Source organism: Cytobacillus sp. IB215316 (assembly GCF_033963865.1).
In the GTDB taxonomy this organism is placed as follows: domain Bacteria; phylum Bacillota; class Bacilli; order Bacillales; family SM2101; genus Nanhaiella; species Nanhaiella sioensis.
Map to the genome: position 1 here is coordinate 825,404 of NZ_JAXBMC010000001.1, position 17,455 is coordinate 842,858.

General features: G+C 34.5%; 15 protein-coding genes. 12 read left to right on the plus strand and 3 right to left on the minus strand.

Annotated features, from left to right (window positions below; genetic code table 11):
• Positions 1-113 precede the first annotated feature (113 nt).
• The gene (locus SLH48_RS03980) at positions 114-1,340 is read left to right on the plus strand and encodes an FtsW/RodA/SpoVE family cell cycle protein (RefSeq protein ID WP_320257083.1); all 1,227 of its coding nucleotides are present in this window, start codon (positions 114-116) and stop codon (positions 1,338-1,340) included.
• An 85-nt stretch (positions 1,341-1,425) separates the two neighbouring features.
• Entirely contained in the window at positions 1,426-4,872 is a 3,447-nt protein-coding gene (pyc, locus tag SLH48_RS03985; protein WP_320257084.1) for a pyruvate carboxylase, read from the plus strand.
• 125 nt (positions 4,873-4,997) lie between these two features.
• On the opposite strand, the gene SLH48_RS03990 is transcribed toward pyc, so the two are convergent.
• Positions 4,998-5,918 carry a COX15/CtaA family protein gene (locus SLH48_RS03990; RefSeq protein WP_214483206.1) on the minus strand — a complete coding sequence of 307 codons (921 nt, stop codon included), beginning with the start codon at positions 5,916-5,918 and terminating at the stop codon, positions 4,998-5,000.
• A gap of 655 nt (positions 5,919-6,573) precedes the next feature.
• On the opposite strand from SLH48_RS03990, the gene cyoE reads away from it, so the two are divergent.
• The 7 genes from cyoE (at position 6,574) to SLH48_RS04025 (ending at position 13,153) form a co-directional block, all read left to right on the plus strand.
• Positions 6,574-7,473 (plus strand): heme o synthase, encoded by a 900-nt coding sequence (gene cyoE, locus SLH48_RS03995; RefSeq protein WP_320257160.1) that lies wholly within the window; start codon positions 6,574-6,576, stop codon positions 7,471-7,473.
• A gap of 129 nt (positions 7,474-7,602) precedes the next feature.
• A complete protein-coding gene (coxB, locus tag SLH48_RS04000) occupies positions 7,603-8,673 on the plus strand; it encodes a cytochrome c oxidase subunit II (protein WP_214483279.1) in 1,071 nt (356 codons plus the stop codon).
• Between the two features lie 44 nt (positions 8,674-8,717).
• Entirely contained in the window at positions 8,718-10,586 is a 1,869-nt protein-coding gene (ctaD, locus tag SLH48_RS04005) for a cytochrome c oxidase subunit I (RefSeq protein ID WP_214483208.1), read from the plus strand.
• The gene (locus tag SLH48_RS04010; protein ID WP_320257085.1) at positions 10,586-11,206 is read left to right on the plus strand and encodes a cytochrome (ubi)quinol oxidase subunit III; all 621 of its coding nucleotides are present in this window, start codon (positions 10,586-10,588) and stop codon (positions 11,204-11,206) included. The genes ctaD and SLH48_RS04010 overlap by 1 nt, the downstream gene beginning before the upstream one ends.
• Positions 11,207-11,210: 4 nt before the next feature.
• A complete protein-coding gene (gene ctaF, locus SLH48_RS04015; protein WP_214483210.1) occupies positions 11,211-11,543 on the plus strand; it encodes a cytochrome c oxidase subunit IVB in 333 nt (110 codons plus the stop codon).
• A gap of 81 nt (positions 11,544-11,624) precedes the next feature.
• Positions 11,625-12,527, plus strand: a complete 903-nt coding sequence (gene ctaG / locus SLH48_RS04020; protein ID WP_320257086.1) for a cytochrome c oxidase assembly factor CtaG — start codon at positions 11,625-11,627, stop codon at positions 12,525-12,527.
• 158 nt (positions 12,528-12,685) lie between these two features.
• Positions 12,686-13,153, plus strand: a complete 468-nt coding sequence (locus SLH48_RS04025; protein ID WP_214483212.1) for a DUF420 domain-containing protein — start codon at positions 12,686-12,688, stop codon at positions 13,151-13,153.
• Positions 13,154-13,385: 232 nt separating this feature from the next.
• Here SLH48_RS04025 and ytvI read toward each other — a convergent pair whose 3' ends face one another.
• On the minus strand, positions 13,386-14,444 hold the full coding sequence (gene ytvI, locus SLH48_RS04030; RefSeq protein WP_320257087.1) for a sporulation integral membrane protein YtvI: 1,059 nt from the start codon (positions 14,442-14,444) through the stop codon (positions 13,386-13,388).
• Between the two features lie 292 nt (positions 14,445-14,736).
• Here ytvI and SLH48_RS04035 point away from each other — a divergent pair, with 292 nt between their 5' ends.
• On the plus strand, positions 14,737-15,090 hold the full coding sequence (locus SLH48_RS04035; protein WP_320257088.1) for an Asp23/Gls24 family envelope stress response protein: 354 nt from the start codon (positions 14,737-14,739) through the stop codon (positions 15,088-15,090).
• A 48-nt stretch (positions 15,091-15,138) separates the two neighbouring features.
• Here SLH48_RS04035 and SLH48_RS04040 read toward each other — a convergent pair whose 3' ends face one another.
• Positions 15,139-15,492, minus strand: coding sequence for a YugN family protein (locus SLH48_RS04040; protein WP_320257089.1), 354 nt, complete (start codon positions 15,490-15,492; stop codon positions 15,139-15,141).
• A gap of 520 nt (positions 15,493-16,012) precedes the next feature.
• Here SLH48_RS04040 and SLH48_RS04045 point away from each other — a divergent pair.
• Positions 16,013-16,549, plus strand: a complete 537-nt coding sequence (locus SLH48_RS04045; RefSeq protein WP_320257090.1) for a CAP domain-containing protein — start codon at positions 16,013-16,015, stop codon at positions 16,547-16,549.
• A 67-nt stretch (positions 16,550-16,616) separates the two neighbouring features.
• Positions 16,617-17,045: a CBS domain-containing protein gene (locus SLH48_RS04050; RefSeq protein ID WP_214483216.1), complete on the plus strand. Its 429-nt coding sequence runs from the start codon at positions 16,617-16,619 to the stop codon at positions 17,043-17,045.
• The last annotated feature ends 410 nt before the right edge of the window (positions 17,046-17,455 follow it).

Consider the following 17,455-nt stretch of genomic DNA (forward strand, 5'->3'; position numbering starts at 1 on the left):
TACATATCTTAGAATATTCAGTTTTTAACAAAACGTCAAAGGTTTTTCGTAGTTTAATGGAGAATAATATTTATAAAAGTTTTTGTATTAATATGTAGTTAGGAAGAGGATATATGATAAAAAAAATGTTCAAATCATATGATTATTCAATTGTAGTTGCTGTATTGCTATTGAGTGTCTTTGGATTATTGATGATATATAGTTCCAGTACTGTTATATCGGTAACAAGGTATGATGAATATACTGGTGGGCAAAGTGACTTTTTTTTTCAGCAACAAAAAAAATGGCTAATAATTGGTTTTATAGCATTTCTATCGACCATGATCTTTCCGTATAAAGCGTATGCATCAAAAAAGATTCTTCAAGGCATTGTGTTAGGTATTATTGCCTTGTTAATATTTGTATTCTTTTTAGGTCACACAGCTGGTAATGCCCAAAGTTGGTTAAAGTTAGGTATTATTCGATTACAACCATCAGAGTTTGCTAAGATGGCTGTCATTATATATCTAGCTGCTGCATATTCAAAAAAGCAATCATACATAAATCAATTTGATAGGGCAGTTTTGCCACCAATAATTTTTGTGGGATTTATTTGTATTTTGGTTGTTCTACAGCCTGATATTGGGACAGCTACTATCATTGCAATGATTGCGACCACAATAATTATGTCATCTGGTATGGGGATAAAAAATTTAATTAAACTAGGTATGTTAGCTCTTGCTGGCTTAATTTTAATTACACCTATATTCGTTATTTTCTCGAATCAGATTTTTACAGAAAAAAGGCTGGGGCGACTTTATGGTTATTTAGATCCGTTTGCAAATGAGGATATAGTTGGTGGTGGTTACCAGCTAGTTAATTCGTACATAGCTATAGGGTTAGGAGGTTTAAACGGTTTAGGACTTGGAGAAAGTATTCAGAAGTTTGGTTATTTACCGGAATCTCATACAGACTTTATTATGGCTATTATCGCAGAAGAGTTAGGATTGTTTGGAGTTACCTTTGTGTTATTTTTATTATTGTTTATTATCCTAAAGGGATTTCTTATTGCTCGAAAAAGCAACGATCCATTTGGCAGTTTACTTGCTATTGGCATTTCGTCAATGATAGGTATTCAAACCTTCATTAACTTAGGCGGGGTAACCGGCTTAATTCCGATTACAGGTGTTCCACTACCTTTTATTAGTTACGGTGGGTCATCATTTTTATTATTAATGATTTCAATGGGAATTCTAGTTAATATATCGATGTTTGTTAATCGTCAATTGGATAAATCACAAGAAATGAATGAGCAACCAATTAAGCACCAACAAACTTTCCGAAAACCCATTTCATATTAAATCCATCGTATGTCACAATATGTGCTAACACTGTTGCACTATTTTTTCATAACTTATTATACTTACTCAGTCAAGGGGGAAAACAATGAAAACAAATCGTCGCATCAAGAAACTACTAGTAGCAAATCGTGGAGAAATTGCGATCCGAGTATTTAGAGCATGTACAGAACTTAACATTCGTACTGTAGCGATTTATTCAAAGGAAGATACTGGATCTTTTCATCGATATAAAGCAGATGAAGCTTATCTTGTAGGTGAAGGAAAAAAACCAATTGACGCATATCTGGATATCGAAAACATTATTGAAATTGCAAAAACTAACAATATTGACGCAATTCACCCTGGATATGGATTTTTGTCTGAGAACATTAATTTTGCTAGGCGATGTGAGGAAGAAGGGATTATATTTGTCGGGCCTCAATCGAAGCACTTAGATATGTTTGGAGACAAGGTAAAAGCAAGAGATCAAGCTGTTTTAGCTGATATTCCTGTTATCCCAGGTAGTGATGGTCCAGTTAATAGTGTTGAAGATGTGGAGTTATTTGGTAAAACCCATGGTTATCCAATTATCATTAAGGCTTCCTTAGGTGGTGGTGGACGTGGGATGAGAATTGTTCGCAGTGAAGCAGGAGTCAAAGAATCTTACGACCGTGCGAAATCTGAAGCGAAGGCTGCCTTTGGTAATGATGAGGTATACGTAGAAAAATTGATAGAACTTCCAAAGCATATTGAAGTACAAATACTAGGGGATCATGAGGGTAATATTGTTCATTTGTTCGAACGAGATTGTTCTGTACAGCGTCGTCATCAAAAGGTTGTAGAAATTGCACCTAGTATTAGTTTGTCAGAAAAGCTAAGAGATGATATTTGTCAGGCCGCTGTAAAACTAATGAAGAATGTTGATTATATAAATGCTGGTACAGTTGAATTTCTAGTATCGGGAGGAGAGTTCTATTTTATTGAAGTCAATCCTAGAGTGCAGGTGGAGCATACAATAACTGAGATGATTACAGGTATTGATATTGTACAATCTCAAATTCTTATAGCTGAGGGACAAGGGCTTCATAGTAATAAAGTAGGGATTCCTAGTCAAGAGCAAATTATTACTCATGGCTTTGCAATCCAATCTCGTGTTACAACTGAAGATCCATTGAATAACTTCATGCCAGACACAGGTAAGATTATGGCATATCGATCTGGCGGAGGCTTTGGAGTGCGCTTAGATGCGGGTAATGGATTTCAAGGAGCGGTTATTACGCCCCATTACGATTCACTCTTAGTCAAGCTATCAACGTGGGCTTTAACTTTTGAACAAGCTGCTGCAAAAATGGTTCGAAATTTAAGAGAATTCCGAATACGTGGTATTAAAACAAATATACCGTTTTTGGAAAACGTAGTTAAACACCAAAAATTCCTGACAGGTGAATATGACACTTCATTTATAGATACGTCACCAGAATTATTTGTATTTCCGAAGCGAAAAGATAGAGGAACTAAAATGCTTTCATATATTGGAACGGTGACTGTCAATGGTTTCCCAGGAGTAGAAAAAAGAAAGAAGCCAGTATTTGATAAACCTCAAATACCTAAGTTAAAGAGCTCAGAACAAATGCCATCAGGTACAAAGCAGATTCTTAATGATTTTGGTGCTGACGGACTTGTTCATTGGATTCATGAGCAAAAGCAAGTGTTGCTCACAGATACCACTTTCCGTGATGCTCATCAATCTTTATTAGCAACAAGATTCCGTACAAATGATTTAAAGCAAATTGCCGAACCAACAGCTCGCTTAATTCCTGATTTATTTTCAATGGAGATGTGGGGAGGAGCGACATTCGATGTGGCGTATCGGTTCTTGAAAGAAGATCCGTGGGAACGTTTATTAACATTAAGAGAAAAAGTACCGAATGTATTATTTCAGATGCTACTCCGAGCATCAAATGCAGTTGGTTATAAAAATTATCCAGATAATGTAATTCGTGAATTCGTAGAGAAATCATCTCATGCAGGAATTGATGTTTTTAGAATATTTGATAGTCTAAACTGGGTAGAAGGAATGAGGCTTGCGATAGACTCAGTTCGTCAAAATGGGAAGATCGCTGAAGCAGCAATTTGCTATACAGGTGATATTACTGATCCAACTCGTACGAAGTATGATTTAACATATTACAAAAACCTTGCTAAAGAGTTAGAGCAATCAGGTGCACATATATTAGGCATTAAAGATATGGCAGGTTTGTTAAAACCTCAGGCAGCCTATGAACTAATTTCATCCCTGAAAGAAACAATTGATATTCCTATCCATTTACATACGCATGATACGAGTGGTAATGGAATTTTGATGTATTCAAAAGCAATAGATGCAGGGGTTGACATTGTAGATGTAGCTATGGGCTCAATGGCAGGGTTAACGAGTCAACCTAGTGCAAGTACGCTATGTTATGCATTAGAAGGGTCAGACAGAATGCCAACAGCAGACATCAATGGTTTAGAGCAGTTATCTCAATATTGGGAAGGTGTCCGAAGTTATTACCAAGATTTTGAAAGCGGAATGAAAGCCCCACATTCAGAAGTATATATTCATGAAATGCCAGGTGGTCAATATAGTAATTTACAACAACAAGCTAAAGCTGTGGGACTTGGAGAAAGATGGGAAGAAGTCAAACGTATGTATCGAAGAGTAAATGATATGTTTGGTGATATTGTTAAAGTTACCCCATCATCTAAAGTTGTTGGTGATATGGCGCTGTATATGGTACAAAATAACTTATCTGAAGAGGATGTTTATGAACGAGGAGAAACGTTAGATTTCCCTGATTCTGTAGTTGAGTTGTTTTCTGGGTCATTAGGTCAGCCTTATGGTGGATTTCCGAAAGAATTACAACGCTTAATTCTAAAAGGACGTGAACCAATAACTGATAGACCGGGTGAACATATTGAGTCAGTTGATTTTTTTGCGATAAAAGAACAGCTGTTTCATACATTAAATAGGCAAGTAACTGATTTTGATGCCATCGCATATGCATTATATCCAAAAGTGTTTATGGATTACATTAAAACAGGCGAACAGTTTGGCAATGTCTCAAAACTAGATACTCCAACATTTTTATATGGTATGCGACTTGGAGAAGAAATTGAAGTAGAGATAGAACAAGGTAAAACTTTAATTGTCAAATTAGTTTCCATCGGACAGCCACAAGCTGACGGAACTCGTGTCGTTTATTTCGAGTTAAATGGTCAACCACGTGAGGTAATTATCAAAGATGAAAATGTAAAATCTACGGTTGCTACTAAATCAAAAATGGATAAAAACAATCCGAATCACCTCGGAGCCTCTATGCCTGGTACTGTTTTAAAAGTGTTAGTTGAAAAAGGGGAGAAAGTCAATAAAGGAGACCATTTATTGATTACTGAAGCTATGAAGATGGAAACAACTGTACAAGCGCCGTTTGCTGGTACAGTAACGGCTATACATGTTTCATCGGGTGAAGCAATTCAAACAGAAGATTTATTAATTGAACTATCACAATAGTTATGTAATATTAACATAAAAAAAGGTCTGACTTTACGCTATCGTTCTGTATATAAGACTTCTCCTTGTCTTATATACAGAAATGTAGGTGTGTAGTCAGACCTTTTTGAAACTCTAAGTAATATTTAATCTTGCAGCTTTTCATTCCTGGTACTTCTGGATGCTAATAAAACTAAATAACTTAATACACCGAATAAACATGAGATAAATAATGCATGTAATAATGCAACTATCAGATTTAATTTACTAAATATGATGATGGCACCAGTGATAACTTGTAATATTACGAGTGTGCACGCGATAACCCATCCCCATGTAATAACTCTTTGGTGTTTATGGTGTTTTAATGCCCTCATTGTAATAAAGATAATCCAAATGAAGATTATTCCTGCTGCAAACCTGTGACCCATTTGTATCCATTCATGGCTCGTAGTAGGCAACCCCCAGGCATTATTATTATTACACATCGGCCAATCTTTACAGACTAGGCTTGCGCTTTTATGTCGGACTAATGCACCAGAATATACTACTAAATAACTATAAATCGTTACTGCATATATATGCCATTTCATTTTAGATGCGATGACTATTTTTTCAGCATCAAATTTTTTATCAACTTCAAAGATGAGCAATGTTAATAATAGAACCGAAGCAAAAGAAATTAATGATATACCGAAATGTAAGGCTAGTACAAATGATGATTGTCCCCACATGACAGCAGCTGCACCAATTAAAGCTTGCATTAATAAGAATACAAATGAAATAATAGCTAAAGGCTTCGTTTCTCTTATATGCCCAATCGATCTCCATGACCAAATAGAGAGGATAAGAACCATTATTCCTACTGTGCCTGAGACGACACGATGACTTAGTTCGATGACTTTTTCAGGTGAAATATTACTAGGGATTAGTTCGCCCTCACATAAAGGCCATGATTTTCCACACCCCATCCCCGAATCTGTTTTTGTTACAAGGGCACCCCCTATTAATATAAAGAGCATACCGATGGTCGTTAAGACCGCAAATAATTTTAATCTTTTGTTCACTACATCACCTTCATATGTAAGAAATGAAATAACGGTCACTTAAGCAAATAACCAAACTTTATGATAGCGAAATTATGTATAAATAGCAAAGGAAAAATGCATAGTAATATTTCTGACATGTGGGATATATAATAATGAAAATAGTTAATTCATATATTAAAAAAGTTTTTGCTCATATTCTTTCATAAAAAGATTGTTTGATCTTATTGTTTCAGAGAAAAGGTAATTGTCAATGGAATAGGAACATTTAATGTTTGTTAAACCCTACACACATAGTGTTTATAATACCTTTTATGTAAATAATATGGATAAAATAACACAAATTTGTGAACGTTTTACTAATTTTTTTTACTTGATTTATTATAGACAAAAAAAAAACAAAATTTATTCAAAAAAAATTCACAAAACCATCTCGAAATGTGATTTAATATACAGTGATACTATTTGGCTAACTCAAAATTGTGCATTAATAGTTAATAAAGTCACACTACTTAGTTAAATCTGTTCTAAGTAATACTACATAACAGTTTAAATGCTTTGTTTTTACTAGAATTGAGCATCATATTATTATACTGAAGTGAAAAGTAATACTATTAGAAATTAACTGAAGGGAGGAATTTGAATGTCTAATACGAGGACGCTAGACGAAACAAATATGTTGGAGCAAAGCACTCAACATCATTTACACGAGACAAGCGTTTGGAAGGACTTTCTTGCTCTAATTAAAATAGGGATTGTTAATTCTAATTTAATTACGACATTTACCGGATTATGGCTCGCCATGTATTTTTCAGGTGTAGGTTTTTTCGAAAATATAGATGTTGTTCTATTAACTTTAATAGGCTCAGCACTAATTATTGCAGGTTCTTGTAGTCTAAATAATTTTATTGACCGAGATATAGATCACTTAATGGATAGAACAAAACAAAGACCTACTGTGACAGGCAAAGTTCAACCATCACAAGTGTTAGTTTTAGGTCTATTGTTGACAGTAATTGGCACAGGGATATTAGCGTTTACAACTATAACTGCTGCTGTTATTGGGTTGATCGGTATTATCTCATACGTTATTTTATATACGATGTGGTCAAAAAGACTTTACACTTTAAATACAGTAATTGGAAGTATATCCGGAGCAGTACCGCCATTAATTGGCTGGGCTGCAATAGATGCTAATTTACATAGTGTTGCTTGGATTTTATTTATCATCATGTTTGTATGGCAGCCGCCACATTTTCTGGCGCTTGCAATGAAACGTGTGGAAGAGTATAGAGCTGCAGGAATTCCAATGCTCCCTGTTGTTCATGGATTTGCGATCACCAAGCGACAAATGGTTGTTTGGGTTGCATGTCTCCTACCATTACCATTTTATTTATTTGCACTGGGAATCCCGTTTTTAATTTTAGCTACTGTTCTCAATGTAGGATGGTTGGCTTTAGGGTTAGCTGGTTTTAAGATGCAAGACGATGTGAAATGGGCACGCTTAATGTTTGTATACTCACTTAACTATTTGACCATTCTGTTTGTAGCAATGGTTGTCGTGACAATTATATAATTGTTAAAGTCAATGTATAGTTGTCTTCTTAATTGTAGAAGTTCTTTCTCTAATAACATATAGCTGTTAGAAGGAATTTATTTTATTATATTTTAGAAACATTAAATGAAAGAGGGGTATGAAGAAGCTATGAAAAAGTGGCTACCTAATTGGCGCTTGATTTCTGTAATATCAGTCATAGCGTTATTTTTATCAGGCTGTGGAAAACCATTTTTATCCACACTACAGCCAGCGGGAGAAGTAGCAGAAATGCAATATGACCTAATGATTTTGTCAGCAGTAATAATGGTCCTTGTTATTGTTGTTGTCACAGTTATTTTCATTTTTGTCTTATTGCGTTTCAAGGAACGTAAAGGGGAAGAAAACAAAATTCCTAAGCAAGTAGAAGGAAGTCATAAACTAGAAGTGATCTGGACTGTTATCCCGATTATTTTATTGTTAATTTTAGCTGTTCCAGTTGTTAAAGCGACATTTGAACTAGCTGACGTGACTCCAATGCTAGAGGAAACACGCGATGAAAATGCTGTAGTAGTTAATGTAACTGCTAATTTATATTGGTGGGAATTTGAGTATCCAGATTACGGCATTATCACAAGTCAAGATTTAATCGTTCCAACAGATGAGCGAGTATATTTTAATTTAATCGCTTCAGATGTTAAACATTCATTTTGGGTACCTGCTGTTGGTGGGAAAATGGATACAAACACGGATAACACAAACCAATTTTTCTTAGAGTTTGATTCTGCCAAAACAGAAGAAGCTGGCGGCGTTTTCTGGGGTGAATGTGCTGAATTATGCGGGCCGTCACATGCGAAAATGGACTTCAAAGTGAAGCCGTTATCGAGGGATGATTTCGATAGTTGGATAAGCAAAATGCAAAATGCTACTACCCCTGTGGCTTCAACTGATTTAGCAGTCCAAGGTGAGGAAATATTTAATAACAGCTGTCTTGCATGTCATGCAGTTTCACCAGAAGACACAAGACCTTTTGGAGCTCGTATCGCACCTAACTTGGCTACATTCGGTGAACGTGAAACAATTGCAGGTGTCATAGATCATAATGAAGAAAATTTAAGAGCTTGGTTAGAGGATCCAGAACAATTCAAACCAGGAAATAAAATGTCTGGTACATATGGGGATTTACAACCTAATGATATGGATGCTTTAGTCGAATATTTAATGGGACTGAAAGTAGAGTAAATACTAGGGGATTGATCTTTATATATTAAAGGGAGGTAACATTTGTGAGTACGTTAACTCAAAAAAAGGGGTTTGGTGCTACAGTATGGGATTATTTAACGACGGTTGACCATAAAAAGATAGCGATCCTATACTTAATTGCCGGAGGATTTTTCTTTGTTGTCGGCGGACTAGAAGCACTATTTATCCGCATACAGTTATGGGCCCCGGATCAAGGATTTTTTGTTGGTGAACTATACAACCAAATATTGACGATGCACGGAACTACTATGATATTCTTAGCTGCGATGCCGCTCGTTTTTGCGATGATGAACGCAGTAATGCCAATCCAAATTGGTGCTCGTGACGTAGCATTTCCATTTTTAAATGCACTAGGATTTTGGTTGTTTTTCTTTGGTGGAATCTTTTTAAACCTTAGTTGGTTTTTAGGTGGCGCACCAGATGCGGGTTGGACTTCATATGCTTCACTAGCATTAGAATCCTCCACACATGGAATTGACTTTTATACCATCGGATTACAAATTTCTGGATTTGGTACGTTAATTGGTGGTATTAACTTTCTTGTAACGATTATTACTATGCGTGCTCCTGGAATGACATATATGCGTATGCCGTTGTTTACATGGTCAACATTTGTCACTTCAGCACTTATTTTGTTTGCGTTTCCACCATTAACAGTTGGATTTTTCTTAATGATATTTGATCGTTTGTTCGGTGCAAATTTCTTCGATCCAGCTATGGGTGGTAATACAATTATTTGGGAGCATTTATTCTGGATTTTTGGACACCCAGAAGTGTATATTCTCGTACTGCCGGCATTCGGTATTTTTTCAGAGATTTTTGCAACATTTTCGAAGAAAAGACTATTTGGTTATTCATCAATGGTTTTTGCAACAGTATTAATTGGCTTTTTAGGCTTCATGGTTTGGGCTCACCATATGTTTACAGTTGGTTTAGGACCAATTGCCAATGCAATATTCTCTGTAGCTACGATGGCAATTGCGGTACCAACAGGTATTAAAATCTTTAACTGGTTATTTACAATGTGGGGAGGAAGTATTCGCTTCACCACGCCGATGCTTTATGCAGTAGCATTTATACCATCATTTGTAATGGGTGGAGTAACTGGTATTATGCTTGCTGGTGCTGCGGCCGATTATCAATATCATGATAGTTATTTCGTCGTTGCACATTTCCATTACGTAATTGTCGGTGGTGTTGTTCTTGCATTATTTGGAGGGGCACATTATTGGTGGCCAAAAATGTTTGGTACTATGCTAAATGAGACACTTGGAAAAATAACTTTTTGGCTATTCTTAATTGGTTTCCACTTGACTTTCTTTATTCAACATTTCTTAGGTTTAATGGGTATGCCTCGACGAGTATACACATTCGCAGAAGGTAAAGGATTTGAAACCGGGAATCTAATCAGTAGTATAGGTGCTATCTTCATGGCCGTAGCAACTGTCATTTTATTAGTGAATGTCATTATTACTAGTATTAAAAATGAAAAAGTTGGCAATGACCCTTGGGGTACTGGGCGAACTTTAGAGTGGGCAATAGCTTCACCTCCACCATTCTATAACTTTAAACAAACGCCATTAGTACGTGGATTAGATGCATTTTGGATTGAAAAGATGGAAGGTAAAAAAGAAATGACACCTGCTGAGCCATTAGGTGATATTCATATGCCTAATTCATCTATTTTACCATTCGTTATGTCACTAGGTTTATTTATTTCTGGTATCGGCATCTTATTTATAAATGATTATAGTTGGGGATTATTCGTTGGAATTTTAGGTGGTTTAATTACGTTTGGCGCGATGTTCCTACGCTCTGTAATTGACGATCATGGATTCCACATTCATAAAGAAGAATTAGTTGAAGATGATAATAAGGGGGTAAAGGCATAATGCATGTGGAAGAAAAATTAACAGCCGAAACATTTCCTGCTTCACCGGAAAAAGCTACCCTCGAAGGAAAGAATAAATTTTTAGGATTTTGGTTTTTCTTAGGTGCTGAAACAGTTACATTCTCTACATTGTTCGCTACTTATTTAGCTTTAAAAAATAGTACGAATGGTGGACCTACGTCAGAAGAATTATTCCAATTACCAATAGCTTTTGTCGCTACTATGCTGTTATTGACAAGTAGTTTAACGAGTGTGTACGCAATGTATCACATGAAGAATTTCGATTTCAAAAAGATGCAACTATGGCTAGGTATTACATTGTTCCTTGGTGCAGCTTTCCTTGGCTTAGAAATTTATGAGTTTATGGAATATGTGCATGAAGGTCATACGTTTACGAGTAGTGCATTTGGTTCTGCTTTCTATTTTCTAGTTGGGACGCATGGAGCTCACGTTGCTTTTGGTTTAGTATGGATATTAACGTTAATGATTCGTAATAGCAAACGTGGTTTAGACTTGTATAATGCACCTAAATTTTATGTTGCGAGCCTTTATTGGCACTTTATTGATGTAGTATGGGTGTTTATTTTTACAGTAGTATATTTAATGGGAGTGGTGGGATAAATTTATGACGACAAATCATTCAAATTCCAGTAACCCGAGAGTCGATATAGCTTATCGGAGGAAAAAAAGTGCTGAAGAGATGAAGCATCATGTCATATCATTTGTTTTAATGATATTTTTAACGATTGCTGCTTTTATAGCTGTTGGCTATGAGTTTTCACGTTGGTTTACAGTTCCGTTCATTATACTACTAGCAGTAATACAAGTTATTTTTCAATTGTATTATTTTATGCACATGAATCATAAAGGTCATGAAGCACCTGCTTTATTTCTATACTCTGGGTTATTAGTTGGATTAATTACTGTTTTAGCTTTCATGACAATTGTTTGGTGGTAAATAAGAAAATCGGCATTTTGCCGATTTTCTTATTGCATTAAAATCTAGAAAAACTTGCGAACAATAAGAGGTGAAGAATATATGGATTTATCGGTATTTGGATTTCGAGCATTGTGGAGCCCCTACTTCTTCATTTGGATTTGTATATTAGTTACATGTTATTTTTTATTAATGGGTCCGTTGCGAAAGAAATTATCAGCAGATAGCCCAGCTTCCAAAAAGCAAATAAGCTATTTTGTAACAGCAATGGTATTATTGTATGTTATAAAAGGATCACCAGTTGATCTACTAGGACATCTAATGTTAAGTGTTCATATGGTTCAAATGGCGACATTATATTTAATTATTCCACCATTACTAATTTTGGCATTCCCGAATTGGTTTTACAGATGGTTATTAAATGTTCGATATGTCAAGCCGGTCTTTTCGTTATTCTCGAAACCGCTTATTGCACTTATTTTGTTTAACGGTGCTTTTTCCTTTTACCATATACCAGTTATTTTTGATATAGTGAAAACAAATAGCTTGTTACATGCCGCTGTTACAATTGGGATATTTATTGCTGCAATGTTGATGTGGTGGCCATTAATAAATACACTTGAAGAAAGTCAATCCTTATCTGGAATTAAAAAGATCGGTTACATTTTTGCTGATGGGATATTGTTAACACCTGCCTGTGCACTTATCATATTTGCCCAGGAACCTTTATATATAACTTATAGTGATCCAACCGCTTGGGTAAATGCATTAAAATTATGTGTTCCCGCTGATATGCTAAATTCTATACAGCTAACTGGACCTGAGTTGTTTAATACTTTACCATTGCTAGAAGACCAACAGCTAGGTGGGGTATTAATGAAAATTATCCAAGAAATTGTCTACGGAGCGATTTTAGCTCATATATTCTTCCAGTGGGCTAAAAAAGACCGTGAGCAAGAGGAAAAAGAGCTTGAAAAATATATGACACCTCAAACGATAAAATAGGGGAATACTAAGTGGGTCTTATTCTACACCATTCATTCTGTATGTAGATTAGACCCGTTATTTTTTAATATGCGACTAGTATATCCATTGATTATGTAAAACATTTTTACTAAAATAGTTATGTATTTACATAAAAATTGATACAGAGAGGGAGACATATGGAACAAACGATAAAAATTCTACCTACGATTAGTACAAGCTTTATTGTTCTAAGTGCGATTTTTGTTGCGATTGGTTGGTATCTCATAAAACAGCGAAAGATTGAAGCACATAAAAAAGTTATGATATGGGCTGCTATATTTGCTTTAACTTTCTTCATCATTTACGTATCTAGAACAATATTTATAGGTAACACGAGTTTTGGCGGGCCAGAGGATATAAAAATATATTATACATTGTTTTTAATATTCCATATTATTCTTGCTACTACTGGCGGGGTTTTTGGTTTAATTACATTATACCTAGGATTTAATAATCGAATCGCAAAACATAAGAAGATCGGACCAGTTACAAGTATAATATGGTTTTTTACTGCTATTACAGGTGTAGCTGTATATGTCCTTTTATACGTGCTTTATCCAGGTGGAGATACTACATCAGTCATAAGAGCAATTCTAGGTTATTAGAATGGCTTACAGCTAAAAAGTTTTAAAGTATCTTGTTGTCATGATTGTTATTTAGTTTGTACTGGCTAGAAGTGTTATAGATAATGGTTTAAAGCAGGGGAGACACCCCCTAAATCCTAGTTGGAAGATTGAGAAATACAAGCAAATTAGGTAACGATGATCATAAAAAAATGGAGTACCCGTCTATATGACGATGCTCCATTTTTTTATGTCGTTAAATTTAGTATACATCCTATAGTTTAAAATTTAGCTTAATTATGCCTGCTTCGCGTGCTGAATTAAAAGCTATTAAGAGTAGCGGTCCTAAAATGAACCCTAAAATCCCTAGTAGCTTTAAGCCTAAATACATTGCAATGAGTGTTGATAGTGGTGATAATCCAATATGGCTACCCATTACCTTAGGCTCAACAGTACGACGTATAATAAGAAGAGCAATTGCTAAAATAGCTAATTTAGTTCCTAATACAACATCGCCAGCAAACAAATGGAATAGCGCCCACGGACCTAAAATAACGATTGACCCAATAATTGGAATGAAATCAATCGCCCAAATAATTAGGGCCATCACTAATGCAATATTTGGAGTAATAAATAATAAACCTACAAGTGATACTAAAAATATAATAATGCTTACAAGAAACTGAGCTTTAAAAAAACCAAAAATAACATAGGATAACCGAGATGACATAAAATTAACTTTATCAGCTGTTTTCTCGGTTAAATGCGCGTTTACTCTACCCCGTAAACGTGGGAGGTCTAATAGAAAAAGAAAAAGTGCAATTAAGTATACGATAAGACTTACTAAAAAGTTCGGAATATTGGTAAAAATATTTTTAACATTATCAATCGTTAATGATGAAGTTACATCTTCCTTAAGGTTAGAAAAAAATGATTCAACTTCAATAGTTACTACGTCTACAAACTCCTGCGGTAAATCCTGTGCAGTGTTGTATAAATTCTTTTCAAACTTTTCCCAAGCACGACTAATTTCATTTATATAAGTTGGAGCATTTTCGACGATTTTTATCACTTCAGTTACTACCTTTGTCGTTACAAAGTATCCACTAACTCCAATAAAGACTAAAAATAAAGTAAAAACAAAAAATACAGATAAATTACGTGAAATGTTTGTTTTATTTTGTAATAACTTAATAATTGGTTCTAATAATAGTGCAGTGACAAGCGCTATTATTAATGGAATGGATACTGGCAATATTAAGTATCCGATAATAAATACTGTGATAAGAATCAAGGCAATCACTAAATTACGTCTAACCTGTTTATTTAACAAGACTTAACTCCTTTCTTATTGTCATCTTTTCATTTCTTTATGTGCCTCTTCGAAGCACTGCTGCACATATAAATAAAGTTGAAAAGCTGGATGAGGATCTTAACGACTGCCATCGTTAACAAGGCTCACAAAACCAATTAAATAGGTGTTTATTTCTAAGTGAGATATAGATAATCAAAATGAAGTCAGACTTTGTTTATATATAAAATTATATTATGAAAAGTATTACTTCAACAACATATTTTGTATACATATACTAAAAGAAAAGGGAATTTGAAAGGAGTAATAACATATGATCACTCAATTTTTGTCAAAAGGCTCCCTTAGCATTACAGAAAATGTGTTTGCAGTGATTACCTCAATTTGTATCAATGATATTGAAGAAATCGATGGTACTGTTTATGATGTAAAAGAACAACTATATCTTTTTTTAAACAATGGTCAAAGACAAAAAGGAATTTTAATCAAAAATGAAAAAAATGACATTATCATTGATATTCATGTATGTGTGAAATATGGTGTAAATATAGCTCAAGTATGTAAAAAGTTACAAGCATTAGTGGTTACGGAGATTGAAGCATTGACTGGAATTAGACCAACTGCTATTAACGTGATGGTTGATGAAATTCAAGTTAAAAACGCATGAATTTTTCATGCGTTTTTAACTTGCTAAATCCTTTTGACAGCGGTTTTATTAAAGCGAATCAATTTTATTCTTCACATTATTCAATAAGTTTTCACACTGTTCAATTAAGGATTTTGGAAATGTTTCACCTTCACCATATTCAACACCATGAGGATAATAATGCTTTCCTAGTACTGGTGTTAACAGCTTTATCATTGCATGACGACTACCGACGTCACCCTCTACTGCATAGCCTTGCACTCTTAAATAATAAACTTCATTTTTAAACTCAAATTTACGGTCATATGTAACTCGTTCATAATCCCATTGACCTGCTAAAACAAGTCCATTTTCCTTCATAACATCATTTAACCGTGCTAACTCCACTGATTTTTCTTGAATTCCAACTGCTTCAAGTTTCATTATGTATTTCCCTCCATTATCTTTGAAAAAGATAAGTTTACTCTTGTTAATAATAGTACGAAATTGAGCAAGTTGCAATGCGAAGTTATTACATTACCTATTTAACGTGTTTTGATTTTTGTTATAAAAAAGGACTATCATATACGTTGTAGCTATTGTTCCTAAATTAGGAGAGTAACATGTAAAGACTCAACAACCATCGTTTTAATGAAGAAAATATACAACGTACTCTAGTTTGCTGCGTTGTTTATTGCTTTGTGTTAAAAATAACAATTAATGGAAAATGAACCTTTTGATATATGATGGTTTTTACTTTTTTATTAGTAGAATAAATTTATTATCAAAATGACAAATTAAACAAAGTACATAAAAAAATTTAGATACAAGAGATTTTTTTACTGTATTGGTAAAACTATTCTAGAAAGGAGGAATGAAAGTGAAGAAAGTATGAATTTCTGTGATTTCCTGTATGATCTTGCTCGTTACATCTATGCCTAGAGCTGCTGATGGAAGAACTATGATGTACAAAGTACAACCAGGTGATTCATTATGGGAAATTGCAGTATTATATAAAGTAAAACTGTCATTATTAATTAAAGAAAACCCACAATTTCCGAATCCAAACATGATATTTCCTGGGCAAGTTGTGTATATACCAACAAACGATGTTAAGACCAATTTAGAGGATAAAATAATTCAATTAACTAACGCTGAGCGCTCGATAAACGGTTTACAGCCATTAAAAGTAGATCCAACTATCAGTAGTATCGCTAGAACTAAGTCGGCAGACATGCGAGATAATAATTACTTTTCTCATATATCCCCAACATATGGTTCGACATTTAATATGTTGAGAGCTTATGGTGTTCATTTTCATACAGGGGCAGAAAATATTGCTGTAGGGCATAGCTCAGCTGAAGAAGTTGTGAAATTTTGGATGAATAATGCAGGACATAGAGCTAATGTGCTCAACCATGATATGACACATATAGGAGTTGGTTATACGATTGGTGGCAGTCACGGACATTATTGGACACAAATTTTAGTACAAAAATAACTAATCATTTGAACGTTCTGTGTTATTAACAATTTTGTAATATCCATATAGAAGGAGTGAACCAACAATGAATTATGTAGGCGATGTGATGTCAACGTCAGTCGAATGCTGTACGCCATTAGATAATGTATATGAAGCTGCAGTTAAGATGAAGGAATATGATGTAGGAGCCATTCCTGTAGTGAATAAAGATGAACTAATTGGTATGATTACAGATAGAGATCTAGTCATTAGAGGATATGCAGAGAAGCGCTCTGGTTCAAATTCAGTCATTAATGTAATGACTGAACAATTGATCACATGTAACCCTAAGACTACTGTAGAAGAGGCAGCGAATCTCATGGCGGAACACCAAATTAGGCGTTTACCTGTTGTAGAGCATGGTAATATGGTAGGTATTGTATCTTTAGGAGATTTAGCTATTAATAACATGTCTGATGAAAGTGCGGGACATGCGCTAACTGAGATTTCGGAAACGGATGAACTACACCACTAACAAAGGCACTGTTAATCAGTGTCTTTGTTAATGGCTGTTTTTACATTGATTGTTCGTTTTCGTTTTAAGATATCAGCATATACACATTTAGCGTTGTTCTCAAAAAGTCCATCATACTGTCCATTTTTAGTAAAAATAGCAAAAAGGTTACGGGAATAGCCTGGTTAATAGAATGAATTTTATTCTCTGTTATTTTCACATTAAATGTTTTTTTTGACAAAAAGTGTTAAATGTAATTATAATTAACGTTCTTGGCATCTTTTCTTCTCTAAAAATAACATTAATATATTGTACATTCAGTTACTCAAATGAAAGAGAAATAAAGCAATAAGTTTGTTAAAAGAGTTTTCATAAACAGTCTTTGCATACTAAGAGGTAAATACGATGATAGCTTGTTCATGTTCAAACTA